Origin of the sequence: Caulobacter sp. NIBR2454, assembly GCF_027474405.1 — a bacterium.
Lineage (GTDB): Bacteria > Pseudomonadota > Alphaproteobacteria > Caulobacterales > Caulobacteraceae > Caulobacter.
In genome coordinates this window covers 2,200,219-2,215,108 of the sequence record NZ_CP114871.1, presented here as the reverse complement: position 1 = coordinate 2,215,108, position 14,890 = coordinate 2,200,219, and the positions used below count along the sequence as shown (strand labels likewise).

Below are 14,890 nucleotides of genomic sequence, written 5' to 3'. Positions count from 1 at the left end.
CCCATGATCCACATGATCCGACACGGCAAGCCGGCCTCGATCTGGGGCGGGACGGACGATGATCCGGGGCTTGATGACGTCGGCCATCAGCAGGCGAGGGCGGTGGCGAAGGCTCTGCTGGCCCTGCCGCCCGGTGAGCGTCCGACGCGGGTAATCAGTTCGCCCCTGCGCCGCTGCCGTGAGACCGCCCAGCCCTTCGCCGACGCCTTGGGCGTGGCGGTGGAGATCGATCCTGGCGTCGGTGAGATACCCACGCCGGCCGGCCTGTCGAATGAGGCGCGTCCCGCCTGGCTGCGTACGGCCTTCGGCCAACGCTGGAGCGAGATCGAGGGTGACCTGGACTATGCCGACTGGGCCGTCGGCGTCGGCGCGGCGGTGGCGCAATACGAAGGCTGTGCGGTGTTCAGCCATTTCGTGGCGATAAACGCGGCTCTGGGTTGCGCCATCGACGACGACCGGGCGGTGGTCTTCCGTCCCGACCACACCTCCGTCACCGTGTTCCAGGTCAAAGACGGACGCCTTTGCCTGTTACAGCAGGGAGCGGAGGCCGCCACCCAGGTGTTGTGACGCTATGACCAAGACGCTTCGAAACGACCCCGACCTTTGGTCGCCGCATTTTCCTTGGCCGGCGGCCGATACGCATAAGCATGCGCGGGGACGCCTGGTGGTGATCAGCGGCGACGCCTGGAGTACGGGAGCCGCGCGGCTGGCCGCGCGCGCAGGCCTGCGCGTTGGTGCGGGACTGGTTACGGTTCTGTCGCCCACCGAGGCGCTGGCGTCCCACGCCCCGCACCTGGAAGCGGTGATGCTGCGCGGCTTCGACGAGCCGGGTCAGTTGGCCCAGCTGGCGGACAAAGCTGATGCGGCTGTCATCGGCCCAGCCGCGGGGGTGGGCGAACAAACGACCCTCAATCTTTTCGCGCTCACGGCCACCGGCGTGGCCCTGGTCATAGACGCCGACGCCCTGACCAGCTTCCAGGACGATCCCGACAACCTGTTCTCGGTTCTCGATCGCGACGACGTGTTGACCCCGCACCCCGGCGAGTTCGAGCGCTTGTTTCCAGGCCTGCTGGCCAAGGAAGGGCGGGAAGGGGCGGCGCGCCTAGCCGCCGAGCGCGCCGGCGCCGTGGTCATCCTGAAGGGGCCTCGGACGGTTGTCGCCGCGCCCGATGGCCGTATCGCGGTCAACGCCAATGGTTCGCCCTGGCTGGCCACGGCGGGCACGGGCGATGTCCTGGCGGGTTTCGCCGCCGGGCTGATCGCCCAGGGTATGGCGAGTTTCGAGGCCGCCTGCGCGGCGGTCTGGCTGCATGCTCAATGTGCAGGCAATTTCGGACCGGGTCTGATTTCGGAAGACCTTCCAGACCTTCTTCCTACGGTCCTGAACATGCTGTTCGTCGCAAAATCGGGACCGCGACCAGGATAGCAGCAATTATCGAATGGCGGTCGCTGGACTTTTTTAGTGCAGTTGTTACTGCATTCGTCGACGCATGTTCTCCCAAGGATTGGATATCCCGATGTCGCTTCTGCTCGCTTTGCTCGCCGCCGCTTCCACCGCCGCCGCCCAACCGGCGGACGGCCAGTCCGCACAGGAAGCGCCGGTCGCTGAAAAGCCGGCGGCAAAGAAGGTCAAGATGGTCTGCAGCAAGGTGGAAGTGCCCGGCGCTCGGGTCGCCAAGAAGGTCTGCAAGCCGGCGACCGAAGAAGATCTGGCCGACAGCGCCAAGTAGAACGACTGGGCCGGCGCGGGCTAGACTCGACGCCGGCCCTGGCCTTTCCTCGCGTCCTCTAGTGGTGTGAGCTGAAAGGCGAACTATCGGAAGTTGATCGTTCTCCCGAAAGTTCCCCTGTCGTGTCGAACGTCTTCGTTTCGACATCTAAGTCACGCGTGATTGTCGTCTGCCGGCCTTATTGCCCTCTCCCATTCCACAAGAGGGGGCTCACATGTCGCGCAAGTTCACGTCGCATAGTCTTGTCACGGGCCTTCTGGCCGCCACCGCGCTTTGCGCGCCGTCACTGGCTCGCGCGCAGGACGCTACGGACGTCGACGCCATCGTCATCACCGGCCAGCGCAAGGCGCAGAGCGCCGCCATCGCCGTGAAGCGGGAAGAGTTCGTCGTCGCCGACGTGATCTCCGCCGACGACATCGGCAAGATGCCCGATCACAACATCGCCGCCGCCCTGCGCCGCATCCCAGGCATCTCGGTCATGGAAGACCAGGGCGAGCCGCGTTTCCCGGTCGTGCGCGGTCTGCGCTCGACCTACAACCGCACCACCGTGGACGGCGCCATCGTCTCGTCCGTGGACGAAAGCGGCCGTACCGTGCCGCTGGACATCGTTCCCTCGGTCATGGTCGGCCGCCTGGAAGTCGTGAAGACCGTCACGCCTGACAAGGATGGCAACGCCATCGGCGGCACGATCGACGTGAAGACGCGCAGCGCCTTCGACAGCGACGGCCCGTTCGTCAGCGCCATCGCATCCTATGGCCACTACGAGCGTCACGGCGACGTTCGCAACGACAAGGCCAACTATCGCGCCGCCTTCGCGGCCGGCACGACCTTCGGCGCCAACGACGAATGGGGCGTGGTGATCGGCGGCTCGCAAGAGCAGCTCGACTACGATATCCCGCAGGTGGAATCCCAGGCGCCGTCGGTGCGCGAGTACACCGCGGCCGGCGCACCCGTGAACTCCGGCGCGCCTACCGGCAATGGCATCCAGGTGCCGACCTTCCAACGTCTGTTCTGGTACAACAACACCAAGCAGCGCAGCGGCGTGAACGGGAAGATCGAGTATCGCCCGAGCGACGACCTGCGCTGGGAAGCTTCGGCCCTCTACGCCATGATGGAGGATGACGAGGAACGTATCGAATTCCGCATCGAGCCCTTGGGCAACGTCGCCAGCCAGACGCAGACCAGCGGCGCCTTCGCCCGCGGCCGCGGCACGATCCAGCTGAACCAACCGATCACCAAACGCGAGATCGCCCTGGCCCGCACCGGCCTGGAGTGGAGCTTCAACCCGCAATGGACCGCCACCGGCGACCTGGTCTACTCGCAGGCTCAGCTTGAGGTGCCCAACCATTCCGTGGAGTTCCGCACGGTCGACGCCGTCGCCGGGAACTACGGTTTCACCTACAACACGACCGACCCGCTGTTCCCGGTGTTCACCCCGGTGAACGACGCGGCCATGCGCAATCCGGCCAACTACAATCTGCAGCAGCACCGGGACGCCTTGACCGAAACCGAGGAGAAGGCCTTCCAAGGTCGCTTCGACCTGGCCTTCGACCAGGGGCTGGACGACAACAACGTCAAGGCCAAGTTCGGCGGCGTGATCCGCTCCAGCAAGCGCGAGTTCGCGGAAACCCAGACCAATTACCGCGCTGGTTCGGGCTTCAATTACACCCTGGCCGAGGTCGATGTTCCTGGCCCGACCCAACTGATCGCCGGCCGTTATCTGGTGTCGCCTCGCATCGGCGCCGCCGAGGCCATGGCCTTCTTCAACGCCAACCGCAGCCGCTTCACCACCACGGTGACCGTGCCGACGGGTGACTATGAGGTGCAGGAAGACGTCTACGCCGCCTATGGCCAGGCCAGCTACAAGTTCGGCGACGTCACCATCCTGGGCGGCCTGCGCTACGAGCGGACTGAAGTGGAATCGGACGCCACCCGCGCCACTGGCGGCGTGCTCAGCCCGGTCAGCAACGCGGGCGGCTATGACAGCTTCATGCCCAGCGTCCACATGCAATGGGATGTCCGGTCCGACCTGATCGTGCGCGCCGCCTGGACCAACACTATCGGCCGTCCGGACTTCGGTTCCCTGGCCGCCAGCGAGTCCGTCAGCTTTGACGGGAGCCAGCCGACCGTCTCGCGCGGCAACCCCGGTCTGAAGCCCCGCGAAAGCGAAGGCCTGGATCTGTCGGTGGAATTCTACCCCCGCGACGGCCTGATCTCGCTGGCGCTGTTTTCCAAGGACATCAAGAACGAGATTTTCACGCTGTCGGGCGTTGAAAACCTCGACGTCGGCCGTGGCGTGGAAGCGGTTCTGGTCTCGACGCCGCGTAACGCCCAGTCCGCCAAGATCAAGGGCGTCGAGTTCGCCGTGCAGCAGGCCTTCACCTTCCTGCCGGCGCCGTTCGACGGCTTCGGCTTCAACGGCAACCTTACCTGGCTGGATACGGAGTTCACGTTCCTGACCAGCGCCGGTCCCCGCGTCACCGGCCTGTTCCAGCAGCCTGAGATCACCACCAACGAGTCGGTCTACTACCAGCGCGGCCCGTTCGAGGCCCGCGTGTCGCACAACTACATCGGCGGCCAGCTGGAGACGATCAACGACACGATCCCCAACGCGGACCAGTACTGGAAGGGCCGCCACGTGTTCGACGCCAGCGTCTCCTGGCGTCTGACCGACAATGTGACCGTCTATGCCGAGGGGCAGAACCTGTCGAACACCGGCCGTCAGGAAGTGACGGGTCCGGGCCGCAAGTACCTGCAGGAATGGGCCAACTACGGCCGGACCTACTGGGTCGGCGCGGCGATCAACTTCTGAGGCGTTTGGAGCCCGGCGGCAGTCTCTGCGCCGGGCTCGTTCAGAAGCCGAGCTTCTTGGTCGGAATCTTCAGGGTCGCGATCAGACCGTCGGACGGCCAGTCATAGATGACCTCGCCTCGGAAATGGCTGGTCATGATCCGGCTTAGCAGCTTGCTGCCGAAGCCCTTGTCCGAAGCCGGCGCGGTGACCTGCGGTCCGCCGCTTTCGGTCCATACGATTACCGCCAAATCGTTCTCGATCTGGCAGCCGACGTCCAGCAGTCCGGCCTGCGCCGACAGGGCGCCGTGCTTGAGCGAGTTCGTCGCCAGTTCATGGAGAACCAGGGCCAGGTTTGTAGCGGCCGCCTCGCTAATGCCCACCCTGGGCACCGAAACACGAATCCGGCCGCTGAACGCGCCCATGTCGTCATAGGGCGTCAGCACCACCGAGATCAGGTCGCCCAGCAGGGCGGCGTTCTGGGTCTGGCCTGGCACCGGGCGTACCAGATCCTGCGCGCGGCCCAGAGCGGTGAGGCGCTGGGTCAAGTCATGCGCCATTTCTTCCTTCGTTGCGGCTGAGCGCGACGTCATGGCGGTCAGGGCGCCGGCGACCGTGATCAGGTTCTTCACCCGATGGCTCATTTCGCCGGCCAGGAGCTCGTTGGCTTCCTCCGCCTGCTTTCGGCCAGTGACGTCCAGGAAGACGCCGAACATCACATCGCCGACTATGCCCTCGTCGTCACCGCGGCCCCGCGCGGAAATCCAGCGCACTTCATCGCCGATCAGGATGCGAAAGTCGGTCTCATAGGGACCAACCAGCCCCCGTGTTGCGTCAAAGGCGGCGCGAACCCGGTCACGATCGGCCGGGTGAATATGGGCCGACAGGTCCTCGAAGGTGACTTCTGTATCCCTCGGGATGGCCCATAGGTCGTAGCCGATCTCGTCCATTGTCAGGCGATCGGTTTCCACGTTCCAGGCCCACAGGGCGACCCCCGCCGCCTTCACGCCGAGCCGGAGATGCTTTTCATCCCACACGGCGGAACTCGGTTGCTTCACGGGGACCGTCCATCTCTTTTTAGTTTCCTTAGCGCCGATCTTGACCGACGACCCCACAGGCTTGGACCCAAAAGCCGGTCCGCGCCATAGGCATTCAACCTGAGCGACCGCGCGCCTTCGCTACGCAGCGAAGGTGTATTCAAGAGGATCTTGTTGTTGCGGAGAACGCTGCAGCGTCGGCCGGCAGGCCTTCACACTATGCCTGAGGTCCGAATATGTGGTGCGGCTAGAGGGACTCGAACCCCCACGGTTTCCCGCCGGTACCTAAAACCGGTGCGTCTACCAATTCCGCCATAGCCGCGAAGCGGTCCGTCTAGCGCAGCCGAACGACCTCGTCATCCGAAAGTGCGAGGATTCCGGTTCTGGCTCTGGGAGGAGGGGATGTTCGAGGCCCTCATCCGCGCCGTCGCCCCTCAAGGGCGGGGTTTTCACGCTGTTTGGCCACATAAAGTCGGGCTTGGCCCGGCGGTCCCCTCATGACATAAGGGCGCTCTTCGCGCCGCCGCGCGGGCGCACCGGATTCTTCGGGGCTCGACGGCGGCGCCTCTGTTTCATCCCGAAGGCGGACGTAAGGGACGTGTTTCACGTTCGCCTGTCCGAGACTTGAGAAGACCATGTCCATGCAGATCGTTGAAAAGTCGGGCGAAGGCCTGAGCCGCGTCTATGGCGTCACCGTTCCGGCCGGCGAGCTCGCCTCGCGCCTCGACGCCCGGATCAAGGAAGTCGCCCCGCAGATGAACGTGAAGGGCTTCCGCCCCGGCAAGGTGCCGACCGCTCACGTTCGCCGTCTGTATGGCAAGGCCCTGATGGGCGAAGTCATCGAGCAGGCGCTCAATGAAACCACCCAGAAGGTTCTGGACGACAACAAGCTGCGTCCCGCCGGCCAGCCGGACCTGAAGCCGGAGTCGGACATGGACAAGGTCATCGCCGGCGGCGAAGACCTGACCTTCGAACTGGCCGTTGAAGTGATGCCCGACTTCGAGCCCATCGACGTTTCGTCGCTGGAGCTGAAGCGCCCGGTCTACACCCCGGCCGACGAAGAAGTCGAAGAGGCCCTGGGCGAGCTGGCCAAGCAGGCCCGCACCTATGAGCCGCGCACCGGCAAGACGGTGAAGGCCAAGACCGACGACCAACTGCTGATCGACTTCGTCGGCAGCATCGACGGCGTCGAGTTCGACGGCGGCAAGGCCGAGGACGCCGAGCTGGTCCTGGGTTCGGGTCAATTCATCCCGGGCTTTGAAGACCAGCTGGTCGGCTCCAAGCCGGGCGACGACGTCACCGTGAAGGTGCAGTTCCCGGAGAACTATCAAGCCGCCAGCTTGGCCGGCAAGGACGCGGAATTCGCCGTGAAGGTGAAGGAAGTCCGCGCTCCCGTCGACGGCAAGGCCGACGACGCCCTGGCCGAGCGCCTGGGCCTGAAGGACCTGGCGTCGCTGACCGACCTGCTGCGCAAGAACCTGGCCGACCGCTACGCCGCCAGCTCGCGCTTCAAGCTCAAGCGCGCCCTGCTGGACGCTCTGGACACCAAGCACGACTTCCCGCTGCCGCCCCGCATGGTGGACGCCGAGTTCGCCGGCATCTGGCAGCAGGTCCAGGCCGACAAGGAACGTGGCGGGCTGCCGGAAGAAGACGCCGGCAAGAGCGACGAGCAGCTGCAGACCGAATACCGCAAGATCGCCGAGCGCCGCGTGCGCCTGGGTCTGGTGCTGGCCGAGATCGGCCGCAAGCACGACGTCACCGTCTCCGACCGTGAACTGACCGAGGCCATTCGCCGCGAAGCCATTCAGTATGGCGCCCAGGCTCAGCAGGTCCTGCAATTCTACCAGCAGAACCCGGCCGCCCAGGCCCAGGTCCGCGCCCCGCTTTATGAAGACAAGGTCGTGGACCTGATCTTCGACAAGGCCAAGGTCACCGACGAAGCCGTCTCCAAGGAAGAGCTCCTGCAGGACGACGATCTGCCGGAAGGCTACGGCGCCTAAGCGGCTCGGACATCACGATGAAGAGGCCGGTTTCCGAAAGGGGACCGGCCTTTTTCTTTGCCGGCCATGCCGTCCATTAAGCATGCCGCCCAAAAAGCCGCGTCCGCGCGCCTTGCATAAGCGCCAGACGCACGCGATATCGGGAAGGACGGCGGCGCAACGGGCGTCGATGCGCCGCCAACCAATTCTATGAAGGGCATTCCATGCAAGATCCCATGACCATGATGAGCGGTTTGGTCCCCATGGTCGTCGAGCAGTCGAGCCGCGGCGAGCGCGCGTTCGACATCTTCTCGCGCCTGCTGCGTGAGCGGATCATCTTCCTGACCGGTCCGTTCGAAGACGGCATGGCCAGCCTGATCTGCGCGCAGCTTCTCTTCCTGGAGTCCGAGAACCCCAAGAAGGAGATCGCCATGTACATCAACTCGCCGGGCGGCGTGGTGACCTCGGCGCTCGCGATCTACGACACGATGCAATACATCAAGAGCCCGGTCTCGACGGTGTGCATGGGGATGGCCGCCTCGGCTGGCTCGCTGATCCTCGCCGCCGGCGCCGCCGGCCAGCGGATTTCGCTGCCGAACGCCCGCATCATGGTCCACCAGCCCTCGGGCGGTTTCCGCGGCCAGGCCTCGGACATCGAGCGTCACGCCGAGGACATCATCAAGACCAAGCGTCGCCTGAACGAAATCTACGTCAAGCATTGCGGTCGTACCCTTGAAGAAGTCGAGCGCACCCTGGACCGCGACCACTTCATGAGCGCCGATGAAGCCCTGGCCTGGGGCCTCGTCGATCAGGTGGTCGAGACCCGCGACGTCGCCGAGGCCGTGAAAGGCTAGACCCCTTCATATCTCCGGAACAGATCGAGCCTCCCCAGCGATGGGGAGGCTCTTTCTTTCGCGGAAGCTTCGCCCAAAAATCGCCAAACCAAGCCCATTTATGTAAGCGCTAACTTGGAGCTGTTGCTTGTCTAGTCTCGTCATTGCCCTGATCGCCGCCGCAGCGGCTATCCCCACCACCCAGCCTGCCTTGTTGCGGGCCGACGGCAGCGTGCTCAACTGGTCTCTGGATCGTCAGGGAGGCCAGGGTAAGCAAGGCGTTCTGGTCCTTGCCCAAGGCTCTGGCTGTCTGCCGGCCGAGAAGAGCTCGGCGATCCAGGCGGCGAAGGGCTTGTTGCCTGAATTTGCGGTGGTGACAGTGGAGAAGCACGGCGTCAGCCAAGCCGATGCGCCAGCCGATCCCGTCAGCGGCTGCAGCGCCGACTTCTACGCCAATCACACCATCACCGCCCGTTCCGCCGATTACGTCCAAGTTTTGGAGACCGTGCGCAAAGCGCCGTGGTTCGATGGCAGGGTGGTGCTGTTCGGCGGTTCAGAAGGCGGCGCGACGGTCGCCCAGGCTGCGGAGGCGGTGAAGCCCGACGCGGTGGTTGTCTATTCTTCGGGCATCGGCCAACCACTACGGGTTATGTTCAAGCAGGTGGTTCCTCCGCCCGTGGCCGCCATGGCCGACGCCGAGTTCGCCAAGGCCTTGGCGGAGCCGACCAGCGCCAAGGTTTGGGGCGGCAACGCCTACCGCTGGTGGGCAGACGCGGTGGACCGCGCCTATGTGCTGGATCTGATGAAGACCAAGGTCCCGGTCCTCCTGGTGCAAGGCGGGCGGGACCAGTCCGCGCCGGTCGCCTCCGGCCGCGCGGCGCGCGACGCCTACGTTGCTCAGGGCCGTAGTGAACTGACCTATTTGGAGTTCCCCGACTACGACCACCACATGCGCGATGCGGGCGGCGCCAGCCATCAGGCGGAAGTGTTCGGCCAGATCACGACGTGGTTGCGGGCTCGCTTGGCTGCGCGCTGAGCCACTCCCTGAACGCCCCCATGGCCGCCGTGGTCTGCTTCGATTTCAGCCAAGTCAGCCAGTAGAGGCCTGTCGACACGGTGGTCGCGAACGGCTGCACGATCCGGCCCTGGGCTAGTTCGCGCTCGAACATCATGGGCGGCGCCAGGGCGACGCCGAAGCCCTGCATGGCGGCCTCCACCATCACCCAGGAGCTGTCGAACACCGGGCCCCGGATGTGCGGGCCATGCACGCCCGCCGCCGCGAACCAGTCGGGCCAGTCCGCCGAGCGGTAGGAGCGCAGCAGTGTCTCGCGCGTCAGGTCCTGGGGCGAGGCAAGCCGCCCGGCCGTCTGTGGGTCGCACAGGGCCGACATGGGGGCGTCGAACAGCGGCTCGGCGTTGGTGCCGTGCCAAGCGCCGTCTCCGAAGCGGATGGCGTAGTCCAGGCCTTCGGCGGCGATGTCCACGCGGTTGTTGTTGGTCAGCAGGCGCAGGTCCACGAACGGGTGCGCCTCCGCGAAAGACTGCAGGCGCGGCAATAGCCAGCCGACCGCGAAGGTGCCCACGGCGCCGACGGTCAGCACCTCACGCACCCGGCCGCCCTCGAACCGCTCCAGGATGTCGCTCATGCGGTCGAAGCTGTCTGTCAGGGCTGGCAACAAGGCCAAGCCCTCATCGGTCAGGGCCAGGCCGCGCGGCAGACGGCGGAACAGCGTGGCGCCCAGGCGCTGCTCCAGCCCCTTCACCTGATGGCTGACAGCGGCCTGGGTGACGCACAGCTCAATGGCCGCGCGGGTGAAGCTAAGATGGCGAGCGGAGGCCTCGAAAGCACGCAGAGCGTTCAATGGCAGGTGCGGGCGCGTCATCCAGTGACCCTAATCCAGCTAATGGCTCCGCCGACTTATCATCGTTTGTGGCGATGCGTCCGGGAGCACACTCTTGGCTGCGACAAACGGAGACAATTCAGTGATCGATCGCAGAAACCTGATGATCGGCCTTGGCCTCGGCGCAGTCATGGCGACAACAGGCGGGGCAGTTGCGGCGCCCGCCGGTATTATCCAGCGTATCGCTGAGCTGGAGCGCGTCAATGGCGGGCGGCTAGGCGTTTGTGTGAGGAGCGCCAGGGCGGGGCGGGTCTGGGGTCATAGGCTGGATGAGCGGTTCCCCATGTGCAGCACGTTCAAGGCGTTGCTCGCCGCTCAGGTGCTGAGCCGGGTGGACGAGGGGAGAGAGACCCTGTCGCGCCGCATTCCCGTTAAGGCCGCCGATTTGGTGACCTATTCGCCTGCGGTCGAAAAGCGCGTGGGCGGGACCATGAGCTTGGCCGAGTTGTGCCAGGCGACCGTGACCCTCAGCGACAACGCCGCCGCCAATCTGATCATGCGCGAAACTGGCGGACCGAAGGGCCTGACGGCCTTCGTGCGCTCGCTGGGTGATGGCGTGACCCGCCTGGACCGTATCGAACCGGAGCTGAACTCCGCTATCGACGGCGACCTGCGCGACACCACCACTCCGGCGGCCATGACGGCGACGCTCAATCGCCTGGTGCTGGGAAACGCCCTGTCCCTGAAGTCGCGCGAGCAGTTGAAGACCTGGCTGGTGGCCAACACCACAGGCGGCGCCCGAATTCGCGCCGGCGTGCCCGATAGCTGGATCGTAGGCGACAAGACGGGGACCGGAGCCAACGCCTCGACCAACGACATCGCCGTCCTCTGGCCGCCCAAGGGTGGGCCGATTGTGCTGTCGATCTACTATGTCGGCGCCAAGACTGATCTGGATGCGCGCAACAGCGTCATCGCCAGCGCCGCGAGGATCGTCGCCAGCGCCTATACGGGGTAAGCGAGGGGACCAAGTGAGGTCCCGATGCACGCCATCCTCTGCGCCGTTCCACAAGAGCTTGAGGCGCTGCGCCAGCAGTTCCACGTCGAAGACCAGCCGCGCCGCCACGGCGCGGCCCAGGTCTGGGTCGGCGTGCATGACGGCCGGCCCATCGCGCTGGCCTTGGCCGGCATCGGCAAGGTCAACGCCGCGGCGGGCGCGGCCGTGCTGCTGGATCGCTATGAGGCCAAGGCTCTGATCTTCTCTGGCGTGGCCGGCGGCCTGAATCCGGCGTTCGGCGTCGGCTCGGTCTTGCTGGGCGAGCGCCTTGCGATCCACGACTTCGGCTTGGTGGCCGAGGGTGCGTTCATTCCCACCGCCTCGGGCGAGATTCCCATCGGCGCGCCTCGCTTGCAGGCCGCAGAGCTCGTCTCGGAAGAGGTGAGGGCGGTGCTGGCCCAATTGCGGGACGCCGTTGCGCCTCGGCTCGACGCCTCCGTGGCCCTCGGCTCGCTGATTACCGCCGACTACTTCCTGAACTGCGCGGTCACCCGCGACGGCCTGCACGCGACCCTGGGCGCCGACGCCATCGACATGGAGTCCGGCGCCGTGGCGCAGGTGGCCAAGGCCTGGGGCGCGCCGCTCTACGTGATCAGGACCCTGTCGGATCAGGCGGGCGACGACAGCCACCTGAGCTTCACCCAGATGGCCGCCATGGCGGCCCGCAACAGCGCCGTCTGTGTGGCGGCGCTGTTGGAGATCCTGGCCTAAGCCTCGACGGCTTTCTTCTTCGGAGCGGCCTTTTTGGCGGGAGCCTTCTTGGCCGCCGGCTTCTTGGCGGCGGCCTTGGGCTTGGCTTCAGCCTTGGGCTTTGCGGCCTTCTTCGCAGGCTTCTTGCCGCCGCCCTTGGCCTCGCGCTCGGCCAGCAGCTGGACCGCGACCTCCAGGGTCAGGTCCTGCGGGTCGGTGCCGCGGGGTACGTTGGCGTTGGTGGAGCCGTGCTTGATGTAGGGGCCGAAGCGGCCCGAGAGCACCTTTACCGGCGCGCCGTCGGCCGGGTGAACGCCCAGGTCCTTAAGCGCCGCCGCAGCCGCGCGGCCACGTCCGCCACCGGCCCGCTTTTCAGCCAGCACGGTGACAGCGCGGTTGATGCCGACCTCGAACACCTCGTCGGCGCTGTCTAGGTTGGCGTAGGTGCCGTCGTGCTGCACGTAAGGGCCAAAGCGGCCAATGTTGGCGATGATCGGCTTACCGTCCTCGGGGTGGACGCCGACGTCGCGGGGCAGGGACAGCAGGCGCAGGGCCTTGTCGATGCCGATCTCGGCCGGGGCCCAGCCCTTCGGGATGCTGCCCCGCTTGGGCTTCTCGCCTTCGCCGCCCAGCTCCTCCACATAGGGACCAAAGCGGCCGACCTTCAGCCAGACAGCCTGACCGGTCGCCGGGTTGATCCCCAGCTCCTTGTCGGCGGCCTGTTCCTCGCCGTCGCCTTCCGAGGTGGCGATCGGACGGGTGAAGCGGCACTCGGGATAGTTGGAGCAACCGATGAAGGCGCCAAACTTGCCGGTCTTCAGCGACAGGCGGCCCGTGCCGCAGGTCGGGCAGGCGCGCGGATCGGTCCCGTCGCCCTTGTCCGGGAAGATGTGCGGGCCGAGCGCGTCATTGAGCGCGTCCAGCACATGGGTGGTGCGCAACTCGCTGATCTGGCCGACCTGGGCGTGGAAGTCCTTCCAGAACTCGCGCAGGAAAGCTTTCCAGTCGAGATCGCCGGACGAAACCAGATCGAGCTTTTCTTCCAGCGACGCGGTGAAGTCGTACTCCACGTAGCGATTGAAGAACTGCTCCAGGAAGGCGGTGACCAAGCGGCCCTTGTCTTCGGGAATGAACCGCTGCTTGTCCATGCGGACATAGGCGCGGTCGCGCAGCACGGTCAGGACCGAGGCGTAGGTGGACGGACGCCCGATGCCGAGCTCTTCCATCTTCTTGACCAGGCTGGCTTCCGAATAGCGCGGCGGCGGTTCGGTGAAGTGCTGGTCGGCGCGGGCTTCTCGCACCTGGGCGGTCGCGCCTTCATTGATGACCGGCAGGCGGCCGCCGTCCTCGTCGGCCTCGTCGTCGCGGCCTTCTTCATAGACAGCGAGATAGCCGGGGAACTGCACCACCTGGCCGGTGGCGCGTAGGCCGGTCTTGCCGTCGGCGCTGTCGAGATCGACGGTCGTGCGCTCGATGCGGGCGCTCTCCATCTGGGAGGCGATCATCCGCTTCCAGATCAGCTCGTACAGGCGGCCAAGGTCGGGCTCCAGGCGCAGGGAGCCAGGGTTGCGGGTCAGGGCGGTGGGGCGGATCGCCTCGTGCGCTTCCTGGGCGTTCTTGGCCTTGGTCTTGTAGATGCGGGCGGTCTCGGGGACGTAGTCGGCCCCATAGACATTGCCGATCACCTTACGGGCCTCGTCCAGAGCCTCGGGCGCGGCCTGCACGCCGTCGGTACGCATGTAGGTGATCAGACCGACGGTCTCGCCGCCGATGTCGATGCCTTCGTAAAGCTTCTGGGCCGCCTGCATGGTGCGCTGGGCCGAGAAGCCGAGCTTGCGGGCGGCTTCCTGCTGCAGGGTCGAGGTGGTGAAGGGTGGCGGCGGCGAGCGCTTGCCGGGCTTCTTCTCAACGGCCGTGACCTTGAACGACGCGGCCTGGACGGCGGCCTTCGCCGCGGCGGCGCTGGCTTCGTTCGGCAGGTCGAACTTGGTGAGCTTCTTGCCCTCGTGCTTGGCCAGGCGGGCCGTGAACGGATCGGCGCCGGCGGTCACGTCGGCCTCGACGGTCCAGTATTCCTGGGTCCGGAAGCGTTCGATCTCCAGCTCGCGGTCCACCACGAGGCGGAGGGCCACCGATTGCACGCGGCCGGCCGAGCGAGAGCCCGGCAGCTTACGCCACAGCACCGGCGAGAGGGTGAAGCCCACCAGATAGTCCAGGGCGCGGCGGGCCAGATAGGCCTCGACCAGCTCCATGTCGATCTGGCGCGGATGCTTCATCGCCTCCGTCACCGCCGACTTGGTGATGGCGTTGAAGGTCACGCGCTCGACGTGCTTGTCCTTGATGACCTTCTTCTTCTGAAGAACCTCCAGGACGTGCCAGCTGATCGCCTCGCCTTCGCGATCCGGGTCGGTGGCGAGGATCAGGCGGTCGGCCTTCTTCACCGCCTCGGCGATGTCCGACAGGCGCTTGGCCGACTTGGCGTCGACATCCCACAGCATGGCGAAATCGTCGTCAGGGTTCACCGAGCCGTCCTTCGACGGCAGGTCACGGACGTGGCCGTAGGAGGCGAGGACCGTGTAGTCGGAGCCCAGGTATTTATTGATGGTCTTGGCCTTGGCCGGGCTTTCGACAACGACGACGTTCATGCGGGGACGGTGACTTTCAAGGATGGCAAGGGCGGGAGGACCCGAGCGAGCCGGGAAAGTGGGGGCGGGGAACCCATTCTGTCAACGCGTGCGACGTCGCGTCAGTGTTTACAACCCCAAAGCGCGACCGTAGCGTCTATCGCGTGGGTTGAGCAGGAATCGAATATGGGTAGGTCCCCTATAGATACTGAGCCGCCGCCAGCGAATATGGAATTCTATATCGAAGATATGCTCGGCGAGCTCAGTTTAATGGCCGCCGGACAAGGTCACCGCCACCTCGCATCTCTTCAT

11 protein-coding genes, 1 tRNA gene and 1 pseudogene are annotated in these 14,890 nt (G+C 65.7%); 9 read left to right on the top strand and 4 right to left on the bottom strand.

The window, feature by feature from the left end; all coding sequences use genetic code 11:
* Positions 1-3: 3 nt before the first annotated feature.
* From O5K31_RS10875 to O5K31_RS10860, 4 genes and pseudogenes are all read left to right on the top strand, one after another.
* Positions 4-567, top strand: a complete 564-nt coding sequence (locus tag O5K31_RS10875; protein ID WP_269713618.1) for a histidine phosphatase family protein — start codon at positions 4-6, stop codon at positions 565-567.
* Between the two features lie 4 nt (positions 568-571).
* Positions 572-1,426: an NAD(P)H-hydrate dehydratase gene (locus O5K31_RS10870; RefSeq protein ID WP_269713617.1), complete on the top strand. Its 855-nt coding sequence runs from the start codon at positions 572-574 to the stop codon at positions 1,424-1,426.
* Positions 1,427-1,517: 91 nt separating this feature from the next.
* Positions 1,518-1,730, top strand: a complete 213-nt coding sequence (locus O5K31_RS10865) for a hypothetical protein (protein WP_269713616.1) — start codon at positions 1,518-1,520, stop codon at positions 1,728-1,730.
* Between the two features lie 232 nt (positions 1,731-1,962).
* Positions 1,963-4,542, top strand: a pseudogene (locus O5K31_RS10860) (TonB-dependent receptor); the annotation flags it as partial.
* A gap of 40 nt (positions 4,543-4,582) precedes the next feature.
* Here the strand turns inward: O5K31_RS10860 and O5K31_RS10855 are convergent.
* Positions 4,583-5,578: a sensor histidine kinase gene (locus O5K31_RS10855; protein WP_269713615.1), complete on the bottom strand. Its 996-nt coding sequence runs from the start codon at positions 5,576-5,578 to the stop codon at positions 4,583-4,585.
* A gap of 218 nt (positions 5,579-5,796) precedes the next feature.
* Positions 5,797-5,879, bottom strand: a tRNA-Leu gene (locus O5K31_RS10850).
* Between the two features lie 319 nt (positions 5,880-6,198).
* Between O5K31_RS10850 and tig the strand changes: the two genes are divergently transcribed.
* The 3 genes from tig (at position 6,199) to O5K31_RS10835 (ending at position 9,405) form a co-directional block, all read left to right on the top strand.
* Positions 6,199-7,557 (top strand): trigger factor, encoded by a 1,359-nt coding sequence (gene tig, locus O5K31_RS10845; RefSeq protein ID WP_269713614.1) that lies wholly within the window; start codon positions 6,199-6,201, stop codon positions 7,555-7,557.
* A gap of 203 nt (positions 7,558-7,760) precedes the next feature.
* On the top strand, positions 7,761-8,390 hold the full coding sequence (locus O5K31_RS10840) for an ATP-dependent Clp protease proteolytic subunit (protein ID WP_269713613.1): 630 nt from the start codon (positions 7,761-7,763) through the stop codon (positions 8,388-8,390).
* Between the two features lie 127 nt (positions 8,391-8,517).
* On the top strand, positions 8,518-9,405 hold the full coding sequence (locus O5K31_RS10835; RefSeq protein ID WP_269713612.1) for an alpha/beta hydrolase family protein: 888 nt from the start codon (positions 8,518-8,520) through the stop codon (positions 9,403-9,405).
* Here O5K31_RS10835 and O5K31_RS10830 read toward each other — a convergent pair.
* Complete coding sequence (locus tag O5K31_RS10830) at positions 9,368-10,252, bottom strand: LysR family transcriptional regulator (protein ID WP_269713611.1); 885 nt, start codon at positions 10,250-10,252, stop codon at positions 9,368-9,370. The genes O5K31_RS10835 and O5K31_RS10830 overlap by 38 nt on opposite strands.
* A 121-nt stretch (positions 10,253-10,373) precedes the next feature.
* Here O5K31_RS10830 and bla point away from each other — a divergent pair, with 121 nt between their 5' ends.
* On the top strand, positions 10,374-11,225 hold the full coding sequence (gene bla / locus O5K31_RS10825) for a class A beta-lactamase (protein WP_332367284.1): 852 nt from the start codon (positions 10,374-10,376) through the stop codon (positions 11,223-11,225).
* Positions 11,226-11,249: 24 nt separating this feature from the next.
* Entirely contained in the window at positions 11,250-11,975 is a 726-nt protein-coding gene (gene mtnN, locus O5K31_RS10820; RefSeq protein ID WP_269713610.1) for a 5'-methylthioadenosine/S-adenosylhomocysteine nucleosidase, read from the top strand.
* Here mtnN and topA read toward each other — a convergent pair.
* A complete protein-coding gene (gene topA / locus O5K31_RS10815) occupies positions 11,972-14,599 on the bottom strand; it encodes a type I DNA topoisomerase (RefSeq protein WP_269713609.1) in 2,628 nt (875 codons plus the stop codon). The two genes, mtnN and topA, sit on opposite strands and share 4 nt — an antisense overlap.
* Positions 14,600-14,890 lie beyond the last annotated feature (291 nt).

Coding starts and splice junctions, on each gene's coding strand:
- O5K31_RS10875 (WP_269713618.1), top strand. CDS start 4: ATGATCCACATGATCCGACACGGCAAGCCGGCCTCGATCTGGGGCGGG.
- O5K31_RS10870 (WP_269713617.1), top strand. CDS start 572: ATGACCAAGACGCTTCGAAACGACCCCGACCTTTGGTCGCCGCATTTT.
- O5K31_RS10865 (WP_269713616.1), top strand. CDS start 1,518: ATGTCGCTTCTGCTCGCTTTGCTCGCCGCCGCTTCCACCGCCGCCGCC.
- tig (WP_269713614.1), top strand. CDS start 6,199: ATGCAGATCGTTGAAAAGTCGGGCGAAGGCCTGAGCCGCGTCTATGGC.
- O5K31_RS10840 (WP_269713613.1), top strand. CDS start 7,761: ATGCAAGATCCCATGACCATGATGAGCGGTTTGGTCCCCATGGTCGTC.
- O5K31_RS10830 (WP_269713611.1), bottom strand. CDS start 10,252: ATGACGCGCCCGCACCTGCCATTGAACGCTCTGCGTGCTTTCGAGGCC.
- bla (WP_332367284.1), top strand. CDS start 10,374: ATGATCGGCCTTGGCCTCGGCGCAGTCATGGCGACAACAGGCGGGGCA.
- mtnN (WP_269713610.1), top strand. CDS start 11,250: ATGCACGCCATCCTCTGCGCCGTTCCACAAGAGCTTGAGGCGCTGCGC.
- topA (WP_269713609.1), bottom strand. CDS start 14,599: ATGAACGTCGTCGTTGTCGAAAGCCCGGCCAAGGCCAAGACCATCAAT.